The sequence below is a fragment of the [Bacillus] enclensis genome, from assembly GCF_001456935.1.
In the GTDB taxonomy this organism is placed as follows: Bacteria; Bacillota; Bacilli; order Bacillales; family Bacillaceae_B; genus Rossellomorea; species Rossellomorea enclensis.
The window spans coordinates 294,845-310,258 of record NZ_KQ758484.1 but is presented as its reverse complement, the minus strand read 5'-3'; the positions used below and the strand labels follow the sequence as shown (position 1 = coordinate 310,258).

The window sequence follows — 15,414 nt, the reverse complement described above, 5'->3', positions numbered from 1 at the left end:
TTCTTATCTTTTGCAACGAACCGCCCTTACCGATTATCATGTTCCATAAGCATAATGCCATCATTACAGCAGCGAATTTGCTAATTCATACATCAAAGGAGTACGCGATGATTGATTCTATATTGTTTAACTTAATGCTAATCGGTTTTCTCGGCATTGCTTCCCAATGGCTCGCATGGCGATTCAGGATGCCTGCCATTGTCGTGATGTCGATTGCAGGCCTACTTGTTGGGCCGATATTCGGGCTGATTGATCCAAAAGCTGATTTCGGTGATATGTTCAAACCGATCGTGTCGCTGGCCGTGGCCATCATATTATTTGAGGGAAGTTTGAACCTCGACTTCCGTGAAGTAAGGGGACTTGGAAAACCTGTCTTCCGCATCGTGACATTCGGGGCACTGCTGGCTTGGATTTTCGGTTCTCTCGGCGCTCACTATGTAGCCGGATTGTCATGGGCGGTGGCATTTGTCATCGGAGGATTGTTCATTGTGACAGGTCCGACAGTGATCCTGCCCCTTCTCAGGCAGGCAAAGCTGAAGCCGCGGCCTGCCGCGATTTTGAAATGGGAAGGGATCGTGGTAGACCCGTTTGGGGCATTACTGGCTGTCTTTGCATTTGAAATCATCAACTTTCTGATCAGCGAACATGTCACTGCAACCTCATTGCTCCTTTTCTTTGCGGCATCCATTTTTGCAGGAGTGTTCGGATGGCTCGTGGGGAAATTCACTGCCTTCATTTTTGAAAAAGGACATGTCCCCGAATTTTTAAAGTCGCCGGTTGTGTTCGTATTGGTGCTTGCAAGTTTTGCGATATCCGACCAAATCATGCATGAAACGGGTCTACTGGCAGTAACGGTGATGGGGATGACCCTGGCGAATATGCATATCTCTTCAATTGATGATATGCGCCATTTCAAGGAGAATATCTCGGTGCTGCTGATATCGACCATTTTCGTCATGCTGACAGCATCGTTATCAGTTGATACGCTGCTGCGGATCTTTAATTGGAATATCGTTGCATTCGTTCTGCTGATGCTTTTCATTGTCAGACCTTTATCAATCTGGCTGTCTACGATCGGGACTGATCTTTCGAATAAAGAGAAGCTTCTTGTCGGATGGATCGCTCCGAGGGGGATCGTGGCACTGACGGTTTCAAGTTACTTTGCTTCCGTCCTGCTGGAAAAAGGATTCGAGGATGCATCGATCCTGACGTCGCTCACGTTTGCCCTCGTATTCTCGACTGTCGTGGCACATGGGTTCACGATCAAGTGGCTGGCCAAGAAGCTGGATCTTGCCATTGATGAGCAGCCGGGTGTTGTGATTGTCGGAGGCAACAGTTTCAGTACTGAACTCGCAAAGACACTCCAGGAATTGAAGATTCCGGTTTTGATTGCCGATTCATCCTGGCAGCGTCTTATTCCGGTAAGGAAAGCGGGAGTACCTTTTTACAAAGGAGAAATCCTTTCGGAGCAGACGGAGTATTATCTCGATCTGACACCGTATGAATATATGATTGCGGCAACTGAACTTGATTCTTATAATGCACTTGTCTGCACCACCTTTGTCCCTGAAATCGGGAGGAATAATTTATTCCAGCTGAGCCTGCGCAATCAGGGGGAAGTGGATCTTGAGGACATGGTTCACACCATCGGGGGAAGGATCCTCTTCCAGGAAAATGTGACTTGGGAAGAATTGAATAAGCGGATAGAAAGAGGAGATGTGTTCAGGAAGACGAGCATCACGGAAAAATACCGCTTTGAGGCTTATCTTGAAGAACGTGATGAAAATACACTGCTGCTATTCGCCCTGAAGCCTTCAGGCAGAATCGAATTCTTCACCGAGGGTGCATCTCCAAAGATCGAACAGGGAGATACCATCGTAAGTCTTACCCAGCGCTGCAAGGAAATGAAAAAAATCAACGAGAAGCTTGCAGAACAGCGTGAGAACAATCAGAATGGGAATGTAAAATAAAAACAAAAAGAAGCTGGGACAAAAATGTTTTAGTCTGAATAAAACCCGAACTAATTTGCACAAAATGAGGCAACTCAGTTCGGGTTTTTAATCTGTTTAAAAAATTTCTAGCGGTTGATTGGAGTGCAGGACGAAGATTCCTGCGGGAAAAGCGAGTTAGGTGAGACTTGTCCAGCTCCAGCGGCTAGAGGCTCGAGGTCATAAGTCAAGAAAGCCATAAAGGCAAAGTACGCCTTTCCGGCTTTCTCGCCTTATGCTTGTCGCCTCTGGGCGAGCCGCTTCCGCTTTTCTATTTGTCCAGCTCCAGTGCTTAGAGGCACATGACATAAGTCAACTCGCCCAAGAAGGCAAAGAACGCCTTCGTGGTCGATTCGCCTTATGCCACCAGCCTCTGACCAAAGCCCTTCCGTTTTCCTAACCCGCAGGAGCAGAGCGACGAGTAGGCTCACCAACCGCCCGCGGAAAGCGAAGTCTTGCACGGAAATCATTAGCGGTATTAAGAACCTACTACTATTGTTCGTATTTAAATGATGATTTTTTTAGTCCCAACCTCTTTTCACACAGATTATTTATCCAGCTGCCAATAAAGCATATCATTAACTTTTCCGGTTTTTGTCATATTCAGTTTCTCTAATACTTTAATGGAAGGGATATTATCCTCCAGGCATTCAGCAACTATTTTATCTACAGAATGAGAATGAAGTGCCCATTCAATGAGACATGTTAATGCTTCTGTTGCATATCCTTTATTTTGTTCAGAAGCTTTTATCCCGTAACCGACTTCTACGGAATTTTCTTCATCAGGCTTGCCTTTAAACCCCATATCTCCAATGATTTTATTCGTTTGTTTATCGATTACAAACCAGACACCCCACCCAAACACAGATGGGTCTTCTTTTAATTCTTCAAGGTGCATTTCGATGTGAGGTCCAAGTTCGTAGTCTTGAGCAGAGTGAGTTGCGAATGCCTCATCACTGCAAGGAATTAGTTTTAACCTCTCTGAAAACAGCTCTATACTCATGTTAATTCCCCTTTGATTCTGATTGATAAAATCATTTTATATCCAATAATTTGAAATAACAACAAAAAATGTTGATCTGCAAGACAAAAAACGCACTGTGAATTCCATGTAGAATTCAAGTGCGCTTTTCTAAAGCAACTCATAGAGCATCAGCCCGGTGCTTTAAGTTATTTTTTCCGGGAGTACTGCCCGCCAAGGAGTTGTTTCACCTGGTTGTACGTCAACCCCGACTCGCTGTTCAGCTTTTTCACTTCTTCAATATCTGTTCCGGAAACCGTCCGCTTCTTGCCGTGACCATTTTCCATACAAAAACACCCCCTCCAACTTAATGTCAGTCAGAAGCGGTGTTTCTATACCTGGGTACCCTGAAGCCGTTAAGGACGTCCGGGAATGCGGGTCTTTCGGTAGAACAGGGTGATGAGCAGAATGACGATAGCCAGGGTGTATGCGGTATAAGCAAATGCTCCATGTGCATCTAAGTTTTTCATGCCGATCCCAACAAACGCCCAAACGAAGACAAGCGGATACAGCCAGTCCTTTTGAGAAACTCTGACCACTATCGCAAGCACCGTTGCAATCAGCAGGCCGCCGTAAGACCAGAAACTGCCGGCACTGCCCTCTCCAATCAGACCGATGTCGGTAAAGTAGTAGAGGATGTTAACGATCATTGCTATCGAGATCCACCCAAAATAAATTGAAAATGGGGCCATATCCAAGAGAGCCGGGTCCGTCCGTTTCACCGCTCTGTAAAGTGATGCGAGGGTCAGGAACAGGCCGATCATTACAAATACAGAAACGAGAAAATAATTATAATGCCAGACAAGGATCCAGCCGGAATTCAGCAGACAGCTCAGTATGAAGAGACCGCTCGTGTTCTGATAAAGAGGCAGCTCCCTCCTGCTTTTAGGGATCATCCTCAGTATCCACACGCCCAACAGTAAATAAATCAAGCTCCATATCGAGAATACATAACCTGCCGGAGTCAGCAGGATATCCAATCGGTTGCTGATCTCAGATGTCGACTGATTATTGAGCGGCAGTGTGACAGCAAGCGTGTTCATGATAATGACAAGTGCAAAGGCCAGGATGTTCAATATCAATTTTGTCAAAAGTAGTCCTCCCATCTTTGTCTAAACTAAATCTATGCTCGAGATATATTTTTAAATACTATTCCACTGTTCTGTCAGGGTTAATCTTTTTTTAGAGAGTCGAAATATCTTTCGATTAATGGGAGGATTCAGTCCATGAATCGAGAATAATACAAAGACAGGTATTAGATAAAAATAGGGGGCAATTATGAACACTACATATTCTGATGTATGGGATTTAGATGTATTTTTTCAAGGCGGAAGTGAGTCACAAGCATTCAGGGAACATCTCGAAACGCTGAAAAAAATGAAAACGCATTTCGAGGAAAATGCGATTGCTTTTCACCCGCCGCAGTCAGGCAGCGATGCCGATCTCGTGTGGAATTTGATTGAGGAAGCTAAAGAAGTGATGCTTTATCTGCGTCAGGCAGGGGCGTTCGTCAGCTGCCTTGAAGCCCAGAACATGCACGACCGGAAAGCTGATGAGCTGAGGGGGGAAATCACGAGCATAAGCGCGGATTTTTCTTCTGTTTTCACGAAATTTCAGCAGCAGCTCTCAGACAGCTCCGAGGAAGTTTGGGAGGAGCTCCTTCAGCATGACAGGTTAAAAGAAATCACATTTGTCTTAAATGAATGGAGACAAAAGGCGAAAGATAAATTGTCCAGCACGGAGGAAGCGCTGATCGGCGCCCTTTCGGTGGACGGATACCATGGCTGGGGCCAGATGTATGACACGATTGTCGGCTCAATGGAGATCACGCATGAAGGCAGACAGCTCTCGGTCGGACAGGCAAATAATCTGCTGTCGAGTCCTGATAAGCAAACTAGGAAAGAGATTTTCGAAAAGCTGGAAGAGGCGTGGAAGCAGAATGAAGAATTATTTGCGAAGACGCTTAATCACCTGGGCGGTTTCCGGTTGACTGTTTACAAGAAGCGCGGCTGGGAAGATATCATGAAAGAGCCGCTTGAATATAACCGCATGAAGCAGGAAACACTCGATGCAATGTGGGGGGCGATTTCAAAAAATAAAGCTCCGTTTGTGGACTATCTTAATCGGAAAGCGCAGTTATTGGGCAAAGAGAAGCTCGACTGGTTCGATCAGGATGCACCGGTTGCCGAATCGACGAGCACGATGAGCTATGATGAAGGAGCCCGCTTCATCCTGAAGCAATTCGCCCGTTTCGGGGAGGAAATGGCCGGATTTGCTGAAAAAGCGTTCGAGGACAGCTGGATCGAAGCGGAAGACCGTGCCGGCAAACGTCCTGGCGGCTTCTGTACATCATTTCCGATGAGCGACCAGTCACGGATCTTCATGACGTATTCAGGGAGCATGTCCAATGTATCGACGCTCGCTCACGAACTCGGGCATGCTTTCCACTCCTACGCCCTGCGTCCGATGCATACGCTAAACCGCAACTATGCGATGAACGTCGCTGAAACAGCTTCAACCTTCGCGGAAATGATCGTCGCGGATGCAGCTGTGAAGGAAGCGGAGACGAAGGAAGAAAAAATCGCCCTTGTGGAAGATAAACTGCAGCGCAGCGTCGCCTTCTTCATGAACATCCATGCCCGCTACCTGTTTGAAACCCGCTTCTATGAGGAGCGTAAAAAAGGAATCGTTTCTGCAGATAAACTGAATGAACTGATGGCGGCAGCCCAGAAAGAGGCTTTCGCAGGTTCACTGGGGGAAGTGCATCCGCGTTTCTGGGCATCCAAACTCCATTTTTATATCACAGGTGTACCGTTCTATAACTTCCCGTACACCTTCGGCTATCTGTTCTCACTGAGCATTTACGCAAAGGCTCTCGAGTCAGGTGAGAATTATGAAGAGAAGTATATGGCGCTGCTTCGCGATACAGCAATCATGAACGTTGAAGAACTCGCCATGAAACACCTCGGGGAAGACATCACCCAGGAAGCATTCTGGGAAAAAGGCATAAAGCTCTGCATCGCCGATGTCGATGAATTCCTTGAACTGACAAACTAAATCGAAAGCCCGTCCCTCATCGCTTTAAAGCGGCGGGGACGGGCTTTTTTATATGCAGTCCTACCCGGGCTAAGCCTCAAGTCTTAGCTGAAAATAAAGCCAGAGCTCGTTATGGGGAATCGGAAAACCAGGTAGGATAAAGACATGAAGAAGAAAGGAGGCAACAACAAATGAAAAAATTCGGATTGCTCTTAGCGGGAGGGATCGCAGCGATCGTGCTGCTTGCCAATTTAGGACCGATCGTGGGGCTCGCGCTTTCCCTGGTGATTATGTATTACAGCGTCAAGGCGTTCCTTAAAACAGACTCAACATTCAAAAAGGTCCTTTGGGCCCTGATCGGACTGGCGGCATTCAGCGCCACAGTATCCAACTTCCCGGCCATCATCGGACTCGTCGCACTCTACGTCCTCTACGTAATCTACAAAAACTGGAAAAAACAAGACATCATCATCCAAGAAACATCAAACGACCCATTCACCAATTTTGAAAGAGAATGGTCTCAGTTGAAGAACTAGGGTTTTATCAGTAGATCTTGGTCCCTAGACAAAATGCAGTGTTGTATGTCTTGAGAATTTTAAGTTCCATCCAGCGGTTGATTGGAGTGCAAGACGAAGACTCGCCCATTTAGGCGCAAAATGTGTGAGTTTTGCATCCAGTTTAACAATATAAGACTTTCATACTTGGATGGATGTCTAGAGTGGATTGTAGCGGAAGGCACTTGACTCCGACGGGAAATAGAGGAAAAGTCGAGACCCCGCAGGCGGAACGCCGAGGAGGCTTGACTTCCTCCCCGCGGAAAGCAAGTGCCTGGAGCGAAAAGGAACGGTCCATGTTCAAAACCGATAGTAATAAAAAACATATCAAAAGGAGAGAAAAAACCATGCCAAACTTATTCCAAAGAATCAAAAATACAGTCATGTCCGACCTGCACGAAGCATTAGATAAAAAAGAGAAGAAAAACCCGATCTCCGTACTTAACCACTACCTCAGACAATGCGAAAACGAAGTAGAAAAAGTCAGGAAACTGGTCGAACGCCAATACCTTCTCAAAGAAGAATTCACAAAAGAATACCAGCAGGCAGTGAAACTTGCGGAAAAAAGAAAACATCAGGCTGAAGTGGCTTCAAAGGCAAGCGAAACCGAGCTTTACGAATTTGCCCTTCAGGAACAAAAATACTATGATGAGCGCGCAGAACGCATCGCGGATCTTAAGCTGAAGGCTGTGAAAGAGCTGGATGAGCTCGAAAGAAAATACGAGGAAATGAAGCATAAGCTGAAAGATATGTACATCAAAAGAATGGAGCTTATGGGCAGGGAAAATATCGCCCGCGCCCATAATAAGATGAACAGCGTGCTGGAATCTTCATCAGGCTACAATAACGCCTCGTTCTCGAAATTCGATGAGATCGAGACGTACCTGGATCAACTCGAGCACGGGGTGAACTCCTCATATTACCGCAACACAATCGATGCGAAAATCGCCAAATTGGAAAAAGAAATGAAAAAAGAGGAAACTGAAGCCATTCCATCGTAAAACATGGTATTCTTATAACAGAAAAAAGGGGGAGCCCATCCAGGGTTCACCCTCTTTCATACTATCAGGGGAAAAATAAAATACTATACATACATTCATGAAAGGAGGAACCCCCTTTGTTCAATAGACTGCGTTCAGACGGCATCAGCTGGATCATTTTGATCGGTACGTTACTCATCCTTTTGGAAGTCTCTTTTTATGACGGGGGGGTTCTGGTCTTTCTTTTCTTAGCGGCATTTGCCATTTATTTCGGCCGCAAGAAACTTCATAAAAAATCAGGCAAGATCCTGTTCTGGTTCGGGGTCATCAGCCTGGGGATCAATATATTCAATACCGTCGCATTTAAATTTTTGCTTTTTGCCATTTTAATTTTCATTATCATGAGATTTGCGGATTCGAAGAAACATCCGAAATATATAGCGCCTGACATCAAAGAAACATTCACGCAATCCCAGGAACCGCTGATCATGAAGAAAGCTGCCCTTCAAAACGAATGGTTCGGAACAAAGCGCACGCCTGAGGATGTGTTTGAATGGAATGACATCAACATCCAGGGGATCATCGGTGATTCTGTCATCGATATGGGAAATACAGTGCTTCCGAAAGGGACGTCGGTCGTATCGGTCCGCAATATCCTTGGGAATGTGGAAATCCTCGTCCCGTATGAAGTGGAAGTAAGCATTCATCACTCTGTGCTCGCGGGTTCGATTGAGATATTCGAAAGTGTGGAACCGAAAGCGATCAACCAATCCCTATACTATCAAACGCCGGGTTACGAAACGGCAGGCCAGCGGGTGAAGATTGTGACCTCCCTCTGGATCGGTGACTTAGAGGTGAAGAGAATATGAGTACGGTCGGAAAACAACTGGCAGCCGGATTGTTCTTTTCACTTTGTGTATTGATTGTCGTGTCCCTGTCATTTTTCTATTTGTACCCGCTTGAAGACTGGTCCCTCTTATGGGAAGTCGAAGTGATGGACATACCGGCGGCCGGCTTCATTCTTCTGGTCACCATCCTGCTCGGGCTCATATTCGGTCTGCGCTCGGGTTGGCTCCATAAAAAACAGCTGCATGAAATCGAAGATGCCCTCCTCCATGTAGAACAGGGGAGGACCTTCACCCCGGCAGAGTCCTCGTCTGCAGAACTACAGCATATTTGGAAAAAAGTGGACTCACTGGGGAAGCATCTTGCCGACCAGGCAAGGTATTCACAGAAGCTTGCCAATGAAAAAGCGGAGGAGCAGGAGAAGCGGATCCAGGAAATCGTCTCACAGGAGCGCAACCGGCTTGCCCGGGAGCTTCATGATTCAGTCAGCCAGCAGCTCTTCGCCGCTTCCATGCTCATGTCGGCAATCACGGAGACGCCGTCATCGACAAGGACGCCACAGGAAGAAAAACAGCTGAAGATGGTCGAGCAGATGATCCATCAGTCACAGCTTGAAATGAGAGCACTACTTCTCCACTTGCGCCCTGTTGCACTTAAGGGTAAGGACCTGCAAGAAGGAATGAAGGAGCTGCTGGTCGAATTATCACAAAAGGTGCCTCTCGATATTCAATGGAAGATCGAGGATATGAAACTCGACAAGGGAGTGGAGGACCATCTGTTCAGGATCCTCCAGGAATCGGTTTCAAATACTCTCCGGCATGCCAAGGCCTCGTCCCTTGAAGTGCTGTTGATCAAAAGGGAATCCATCATCATCATGCGTGTCGTGGACGACGGCCAGGGCTTTGATGTCAACGAATCGAAAGCCACGAGTTCATACGGTCTTCAGAATATGAAGGAAAGAGCCATCGAGATCGGCGGTACATGCAAGATCATCAGTATCCCAAATAAAGGCACGCGCCTTGAGGTGAAGGTGCCGGTTGTAGAGAATGTAGGTGAAGAAAATGATTAAAGTCGTATTTGTAGATGACCACGAGATGGTGAGGATCGGTGTATCCTCCTATCTGTCTGCACAGTCTGATATCGAAGTCGTCGGGGAAGCCTCGGACGGGAGTGAAGGGGTGAAACTCGCGCTTGAACTGCGTCCGGACATCATCCTGATGGACCTTGTCATGAAAGAAATGGACGGCATCCAGGCGACGAAGGAAATTATCAGTCAATGGCCAGACGCGAAAATCATCATCGTCACAAGCTTCCTTGATGACGATAAAGTATACCCGGCTCTCGAAGCGGGCGCTGTCAGTTATATGCTGAAAACATCCAAAGCAAGTGAAATCGCGGAAGCGGTCCGCAAAACGTATCATGGTCAATCCATCCTCGAACCTGAGGTGACAGGAAAGATGATGACCAGGATGAGGCAGCGCACGGTTTCCGAACCTCACGAGGAGCTGACCAACCGTGAACTCGAAATCCTCCTGCTGATGACCCAGGGAAAGACAAACCAGGAAATAGCCGATGAATTATTCATCGCCTTGAAAACTGTGAAGACGCACGTGAGCAATATCCTATCAAAGCTTGGGGTGCAGGACCGCACACAGGCCGTGATTTATGCATTTAAACATGATTTGGCCAAATAAGGACCCGGAAGCAGAGGCTTCTGGGTTTTTTATTTTTCAGGTAGAGAGAGGTTGTTTGAATCTGTCGGATTATGTAGATAAATTTGTAGTTCGCACATAAATCCAGAGGATTCGCACATATATCCAAATTTCCGCACATATACGAAATATTTCGCACTTATATCGGAAATTCCGCACATACCCGGCTAACATGCAGGCTTTTAGTCCTATTCGAACACATCGACTGTCGTAAAAAGGATAAGGATTAAGTTCTATGAAATTTAAGGAAATACCCTGGGTGTATAGTAGTATCAATTTACAAAACCAAAACACTATTTACAAAATAATAAGATTAATAACACCCTTCAGCCTATTACTCTGCAAAATAAGACAAAATATACTTGTACTGTAATCTATTTTTTATATTTGTCATCTATTTTGAAAGGGGAAAGGGTATGAGCATGAAAAAGTTTTCTTTGTCAGTAATGAGTACAGCGTTATTGCTTGCGGGGAGCCTCGTTCCACAAGGGTTCACGGATACTAAGGAAGCGGCGGCAGCCTCCAATACGGCCGTGATCAATGAAGTCGCCTGGATGGGGACGACGGCTTCTTATAATGATGAATGGATTGAATTGTATAACGCATCTTCATCCAGCTTGTCCCTTGATGGATGGGTGCTTGAAGCCCAGGACGGTTCACCGTCCATCCAGTTAAGCGGATCGGTGGCGGCGGACGACTATTTTCTTTTAGAAAGAACAAGTGACAGCACGATTTCAGGTGTGGCAGCGGACCAGATTTATACAGGAAGTCTTGGTAATTCGAATGAAGTACTCTACTTGAAGGATGCTTCAGGAACGGTCGTTGACGAGGTAGACAGCTGGTATGCGGGGGATAATACGACAAAGGCGGCGATGGAGAGAACTGACATCACCGCGACCGGTACGAGCGCAGCAAGCTGGGGTACATCTACTACTGCTTATGAAGGCGGATACGGGACACCGAAGGCTCCTAACTCCCAGCAGTCTGCACCTCCTTCAGGCAGCGGAAGTGAATCCTTGACGAATGTCAGCGAGGACCTTGGCGCAATCAATGTCTTCTTCAACAAAAGTGCGGCAACTCAATATGCATCTTCTGGCAACGCGGCAAACTATAATGTGAATCTGGAAGATCAATTGATTGAAAGGCTGAACGAAGCGACGACCTCGATTGATTTTGCTACATATGAAATCAATCTGCCGCGTGTGGTTGATACGCTCATGGAAAAAGCGGCTCAAGGAGTCGATGTGCGTATCCTTGCCGATGCGAAGGACGGGGCAGATCCTCATTATGCCGAACGATATGAAACAATGAGACTTTATTTAGAGAAGCTTGTCCGCGGAAAAGATAAGATCGTAGGAACGGCGGACGATGCTCATATTCTGTCGGATTCCCCGATGTTTGCGGTTGAAGACGCCGCGAAACGTTCTGCGTACAATCTGCCTGCCGATTTCAATGATTTCACGCAGCGCACGGTGATGGTGGGAAGCACGGAGACGACAGGTCATCTGTTCGTTGAAGGTGAAGAGAAGGCTGCGGACAGTTACTATTCACCAGGTAACCAGATGCACAACAAATTTGCTGTGGTGGATGATCAATGGGTGTTCACAGGCAGTTGGAACTATACGGTGACAGGACTTTACGGATCAGAAGAGAATATGAATCAGGGAATTCTTGACGGGAACCAGCAGCATGTCGTAGAGGTGCATTCTCCTGAGCTTGCTGCCATCTATGAAACAGAGTTCGAGGAAATGTGGGGGAGCGCGACCACAACACCTGATAAGACGGTTTCAAACTTCAGTACGCGCAAAATCGATAATACACCTCACTCAGTGACGATCGGGGGGAAAGAAGTCGAGGTATATTTTTCATCAGGTGATGATGCAGTCGGGCGTATGACTGAACTTGTGAGAACAGAAGCGGATGAGAATGCTTATTTCACGATTTTCGCCTGGAGCGATCAAGCTTTGGTAGATGAACTGAAGAACAAGTGGGAAGGGAGCTATGAGGACAATCAAGGGACGTTGACAGGCTTTGATGTCAAAGGACTGTTCGATGCGAGCTTCTGGAATCAGTGGTGGTCAGCAAGCATCGAGATGACCGGCAGGACGGCATCCCAGACGAGCGAAAACAACCCGAATATCCGCTGGGCCAACCCGGCTCCGGTTTACTCTGCTAATGAAAGCAGAAAGCTCCATGCCAAAACGATGATCATCGATGCAGACACGGCCAGTGATCCGACCGTCATCGTCGGTTCTACGAACTGGAGTGAAAACGGGAACAATGTAAATGATGAAAATATGCTGATCATCCATGATGTTGCGGTAACAAATCAGTTTCTGCAGGAATTCAATGCGCGGTATGTGAATGCCGGCGGTGTAATTCAGTAATCAATAATGCAGTTTGGCTTTGGGAGTGAATCCCAGGGTTGGACTGCGTTTTTTTGTAACTGGAAAAGGTAAATGCCTTCTTTTCTGGAATATAACAATAGATCTTGTTCAAAGAAAGGAGGGCGATGATGGGGAATATCGATAAACGAAACCGCCTGGAAGAATCTCCGTTTACATATAGGGAAATGAAAAACGGTATGGTGTTTATAGATTATGAAGGAAGGCAGGTGAAAATACTTAAGGGGGAAAGAAGCTGACAAGTTCATGAAAAGAGTAAAAATGGCAGGAAGCGAAAAAGAAAAACAATTAGTGATGGCAAAGATCACCGGTAATTTTAAACGGGGAAATAAACATTGAGAATCAACCGAAAAAGATGCCTCCATCTGGAAGCATCTTTTTTCAGTTGAAGGCATCAGGATCATTCCATCCCAGGTGCCTTCTGAATTTCAAAAATAAGTACAATGGCAGTAATCGCGTGAGCAATCAACCGGATGATCGGGAAGAAATTGAGGAATGAGGCAATGATTCCAAGCGCACTTCCGAGAATCGGCTGATCTTCTGATTTTGAAACGTACAACACACAAGCATGCCAGACCGCCACTAAGCAAAGGAGAAACGGAATTGCGTCACCCGCAATATTTCCAAAGACCGGAACCGCGAGAAATAATTCAATCGAAAAGGACAACCATTTAATACGTGAAAGCACGGCACACACCTCCTGTTTACAAAGTATGCAAAAGGAGGCGGGTGGTGCTTGTAAGAATGAGACATTTGGAAAAATCCTGATTTAGCGTGCCCTATTCCCTATGATGACTCATTATTTTTTAGTGAGCAAATGCTTTTTCAAAAAACTTAAACAGGATCACTTTCTTAGTCATCGGACTGCTTCACACTAAGCACGGTGATCGTAACCAGGATAACCGCCATTCCGAGGATTTGAATGGCGTTCAAGTGATCCCCGATAACCAGGACGCCGAATAATGAAGCTGTCACCGGCTCTACCATAGCGACCATGGAAGCATTTGACGGAGTAGTCCATCGTATTCCAATCACGTACAATGTAAATGAAAGTCCAGCCCCGAGGATTCCCAGAAGTAAAAACAGTCCTAGATCACTTGAAGCCAACACATCAGCTGCTTCAGCCTTATCCGTGAAGAAAAAAAGGATGAGACAAAATGAAAAAAAAGAAATGGCTAACGTGGCGGGCGGATTCGCGATAGAAGATGCATTTTTAAACCCGAAAATAAATAAAGCATATGAAAGACCGGCAGCAAGCCCCGCGCCCATCCCGATAAAACTCACTGAAATCGATTCAGTGTTGTAGGCACCTGTAAGCAGGACAATCCCTAAAAGAACACCAGCAATGCAGCCCCACTTGAACCAAGTAGAAGGTTCAATCCGTAATAAAAAGGAGATTAAGAGAACGAATACAGGTGCGGTGTACATTAAAGTAGCGGCTACCGCAACACTGGATGCCTCGATACTCAAAAAATAAAAAGTGAAATTCCCGGCAACACCCACACCCGCAATCAGAGCCCACATGAATAAACGGGGAGAAGTGACCCGGTTTTGTCTAAAACGAAAAAGAAACCACAGGAAAAAACAAATAAAGCCGACGGCCCCCCGGTAAAATGAAATCACAATCGGATCCCAGCCCTTGTTCATTAATACATCGGCAATCCCGCCGCTGATGCCCCAGCATATAGCCGCTAGTACAACTAAACCAATACCAGCAAATTTCATCGTGTACCTCCTGACCGAACATATGTTGATAGATAAGGTGTTATGGGTAATTCCTTTAATTTTTCTTCCTTAAACATGCATAAAAATATATGAGTGGATATTTTAGAATAAAGATACTGGCTGGGGTCAATAGGAGGGCGGATTTCCGTGGTATAACAATCTATGTATATAAATTTATATTATTACTGGAATGGAATTGGAATTTTGGGGATCCAGGGGATTTGAAGCTCCCAAAACAGTAAAAAACCCGGAACCGCAATCAGGATCCGGATTTTTTGCGTTTGGGTCAGGCTAGAAGCTTCTCAATCACCTGATGTTCATTTTCATTTAAGAGATTCTTTTGGATCGTATCGTGGACGTCTTTATTCATGTTTTCAGCGAGTACAGCGGCTTCTTCTTTGTCGCCGACGAGGACGATCTTTTCCCAGTTTTCATCGGCGGCTTTTTTATCGAGGATACTGCCGAGGCTTTTCCACCAGCGCTGCTGGTTGGCTTTCAGCCTTTCATCAAATTCATCCTGCTGGTTTGATTTGCCGCCTCCGCTGCCCATGCTGACATCTGCATGGTGCGGTCCTTCACTTCGTCTCCAGTCCTCTGTGTCTAGGTCGAATTCCATGAACTCGCTTGTTTGGAGCTGTCCGAAAGCGGAGGTAAGGATTTTAATCTGATTTTGCTGCAGGAGGATCAGTCCGGTTTGCGGATATTGGTCGTGCAGTGATTTTAATTGCTCGAGATGGGGCTTTTCCTCCCAATAGAAGTTCGTTTCGACCGGTACCTGCAACTCGAACGTTTCCCAGATGCCGCTGTCGGCTGAAGCAAAGATGATGAAGCTTCTGGGCAGTTCCCTTTCCCGGCTCAGGATATGATTTTCAACTTTTGGCCGGATCGCCTGCAGTCTTTCACGTTCTTCAGGGGCGCTTTCCAAATATTCGACTAGACTGTTGAAGCCGTTTTTCAGTGCGATTTTCCATTCGCCGCCCTGCTGATCGGGATCGCTTCGGTCGGTGTTCAGATAGACGGTCAATAGTTTGTCCGGTTTCTGCAAGGATAAGTTTTCAAGCTTGTTCATCGTGCGTTGAAAAGACATCGAACCTCTCCTTTGAAATTTTATGTCTATAGTATTCTATAAACAAGTTTGACAGCCGTT

The 15,414-nt window shown here is 46.1% G+C and carries 14 protein-coding genes and 1 pseudogene; 9 read left to right on the top strand and 6 right to left on the bottom strand.

From position 1 onward, the window contains the following. Positions 1-107: 107 nt before the first annotated feature. A complete protein-coding gene (locus AS034_RS14335; RefSeq protein WP_074440027.1) occupies positions 108-1,970 on the top strand; it encodes a cation:proton antiporter in 1,863 nt (620 codons plus the stop codon). A gap of 565 nt (positions 1,971-2,535) precedes the next feature. Here AS034_RS14335 and AS034_RS14330 read toward each other — a convergent pair. The 3 genes from AS034_RS14330 to AS034_RS14320 all read right to left on the bottom strand — a co-directional run bounded on the left by AS034_RS14330 (position 2,536) and on the right by AS034_RS14320 (position 4,100). Continuing rightward, positions 2,536-2,991: a GNAT family N-acetyltransferase gene (locus AS034_RS14330; RefSeq protein ID WP_244888163.1), complete on the bottom strand. Its 456-nt coding sequence runs from the start codon at positions 2,989-2,991 to the stop codon at positions 2,536-2,538. Between the two features lie 167 nt (positions 2,992-3,158). After that, positions 3,159-3,296 (bottom strand): hypothetical protein, encoded by a 138-nt coding sequence (locus tag AS034_RS23005; protein WP_032085577.1) that lies wholly within the window; start codon positions 3,294-3,296, stop codon positions 3,159-3,161. Positions 3,297-3,365: 69 nt separating this feature from the next. After that, positions 3,366-4,100, bottom strand: a complete 735-nt coding sequence (locus AS034_RS14320; RefSeq protein ID WP_058299013.1) for a TspO/MBR family protein — start codon at positions 4,098-4,100, stop codon at positions 3,366-3,368. Positions 4,101-4,284: 184 nt separating this feature from the next. On the opposite strand from AS034_RS14320, the gene AS034_RS14315 reads away from it, so the two are divergent. The 8 genes and pseudogenes from AS034_RS14315 (at position 4,285) to AS034_RS14280 (ending at position 12,881) form a co-directional block, all read left to right on the top strand. Beyond that, a complete protein-coding gene (locus AS034_RS14315) occupies positions 4,285-6,066 on the top strand; it encodes a M3 family oligoendopeptidase (RefSeq protein ID WP_141687724.1) in 1,782 nt (593 codons plus the stop codon). 170 nt (positions 6,067-6,236) lie between these two features. After that, positions 6,237-6,581, top strand: coding sequence for a lmo0954 family membrane protein (locus AS034_RS14310; RefSeq protein ID WP_032085580.1), 345 nt, complete (start codon positions 6,237-6,239; stop codon positions 6,579-6,581). A gap of 365 nt (positions 6,582-6,946) precedes the next feature. Then, the gene (locus AS034_RS14305) at positions 6,947-7,600 is read left to right on the top strand and encodes a PspA/IM30 family protein (protein WP_032085837.1); all 654 of its coding nucleotides are present in this window, start codon (positions 6,947-6,949) and stop codon (positions 7,598-7,600) included. A 116-nt stretch (positions 7,601-7,716) separates the two neighbouring features. After that, positions 7,717-8,448 (top strand): cell wall-active antibiotics response protein LiaF, encoded by a 732-nt coding sequence (gene liaF, locus AS034_RS14300; RefSeq protein ID WP_032085581.1) that lies wholly within the window; start codon positions 7,717-7,719, stop codon positions 8,446-8,448. Next, entirely contained in the window at positions 8,445-9,494 is a 1,050-nt protein-coding gene (locus AS034_RS14295) for a sensor histidine kinase (protein ID WP_058299011.1), read from the top strand. The genes liaF and AS034_RS14295 overlap by 4 nt, the downstream gene beginning before the upstream one ends. Further along, entirely contained in the window at positions 9,487-10,119 is a 633-nt protein-coding gene (locus AS034_RS14290; RefSeq protein ID WP_032085583.1) for a response regulator transcription factor, read from the top strand. Before AS034_RS14295 ends, AS034_RS14290 begins: the two co-directional genes overlap by 8 nt. A 434-nt stretch (positions 10,120-10,553) precedes the next feature. Further along, the gene (locus AS034_RS14285) at positions 10,554-12,524 is read left to right on the top strand and encodes a phospholipase D-like domain-containing protein (RefSeq protein ID WP_244888162.1); all 1,971 of its coding nucleotides are present in this window, start codon (positions 10,554-10,556) and stop codon (positions 12,522-12,524) included. A gap of 128 nt (positions 12,525-12,652) precedes the next feature. Further along, positions 12,653-12,881: pseudogene (locus tag AS034_RS14280) on the top strand (hypothetical protein). 61 nt (positions 12,882-12,942) lie between these two features. Here AS034_RS14280 and AS034_RS14275 read toward each other — a convergent pair. From AS034_RS14275 to AS034_RS14265, 3 genes are all read right to left on the bottom strand, one after another. Next, entirely contained in the window at positions 12,943-13,230 is a 288-nt protein-coding gene (locus AS034_RS14275; protein WP_032085585.1) for a hypothetical protein, read from the bottom strand. 164 nt (positions 13,231-13,394) lie between these two features. Further along, on the bottom strand, positions 13,395-14,267 hold the full coding sequence (locus AS034_RS14270; protein ID WP_058299010.1) for a DMT family transporter: 873 nt from the start codon (positions 14,265-14,267) through the stop codon (positions 13,395-13,397). Between the two features lie 286 nt (positions 14,268-14,553). Further along, the gene (locus tag AS034_RS14265; protein WP_058299009.1) at positions 14,554-15,354 is read right to left on the bottom strand and encodes a VLRF1 family aeRF1-type release factor; all 801 of its coding nucleotides are present in this window, start codon (positions 15,352-15,354) and stop codon (positions 14,554-14,556) included. Positions 15,355-15,414 lie beyond the last annotated feature (60 nt).

What these genes read in the sequence shown, in the direction of transcription:
- AS034_RS14335 (WP_074440027.1), top strand. Translation starts at nt 108, where the DNA reads ATGATTGATTCTATATTGTTTAACTTAATGCTAATCGGTTTTCTCGGC.
- AS034_RS14330 (WP_244888163.1), bottom strand. Translation starts at nt 2,991, where the DNA reads ATGAGTATAGAGCTGTTTTCAGAGAGGTTAAAACTAATTCCTTGCAGT.
- AS034_RS23005 (WP_032085577.1), bottom strand. Translation starts at nt 3,296, where the DNA reads ATGGAAAATGGTCACGGCAAGAAGCGGACGGTTTCCGGAACAGATATT.
- AS034_RS14310 (WP_032085580.1), top strand. Translation starts at nt 6,237, where the DNA reads ATGAAAAAATTCGGATTGCTCTTAGCGGGAGGGATCGCAGCGATCGTG.
- AS034_RS14305 (WP_032085837.1), top strand. Translation starts at nt 6,947, where the DNA reads ATGCCAAACTTATTCCAAAGAATCAAAAATACAGTCATGTCCGACCTG.
- AS034_RS14295 (WP_058299011.1), top strand. Translation starts at nt 8,445, where the DNA reads ATGAGTACGGTCGGAAAACAACTGGCAGCCGGATTGTTCTTTTCACTT.
- AS034_RS14290 (WP_032085583.1), top strand. Translation starts at nt 9,487, where the DNA reads ATGATTAAAGTCGTATTTGTAGATGACCACGAGATGGTGAGGATCGGT.
- AS034_RS14285 (WP_244888162.1), top strand. Translation starts at nt 10,554, where the DNA reads ATGAGCATGAAAAAGTTTTCTTTGTCAGTAATGAGTACAGCGTTATTG.
- AS034_RS14270 (WP_058299010.1), bottom strand. Translation starts at nt 14,267, where the DNA reads ATGAAATTTGCTGGTATTGGTTTAGTTGTACTAGCGGCTATATGCTGG.
- AS034_RS14265 (WP_058299009.1), bottom strand. Translation starts at nt 15,354, where the DNA reads ATGTCTTTTCAACGCACGATGAACAAGCTTGAAAACTTATCCTTGCAG.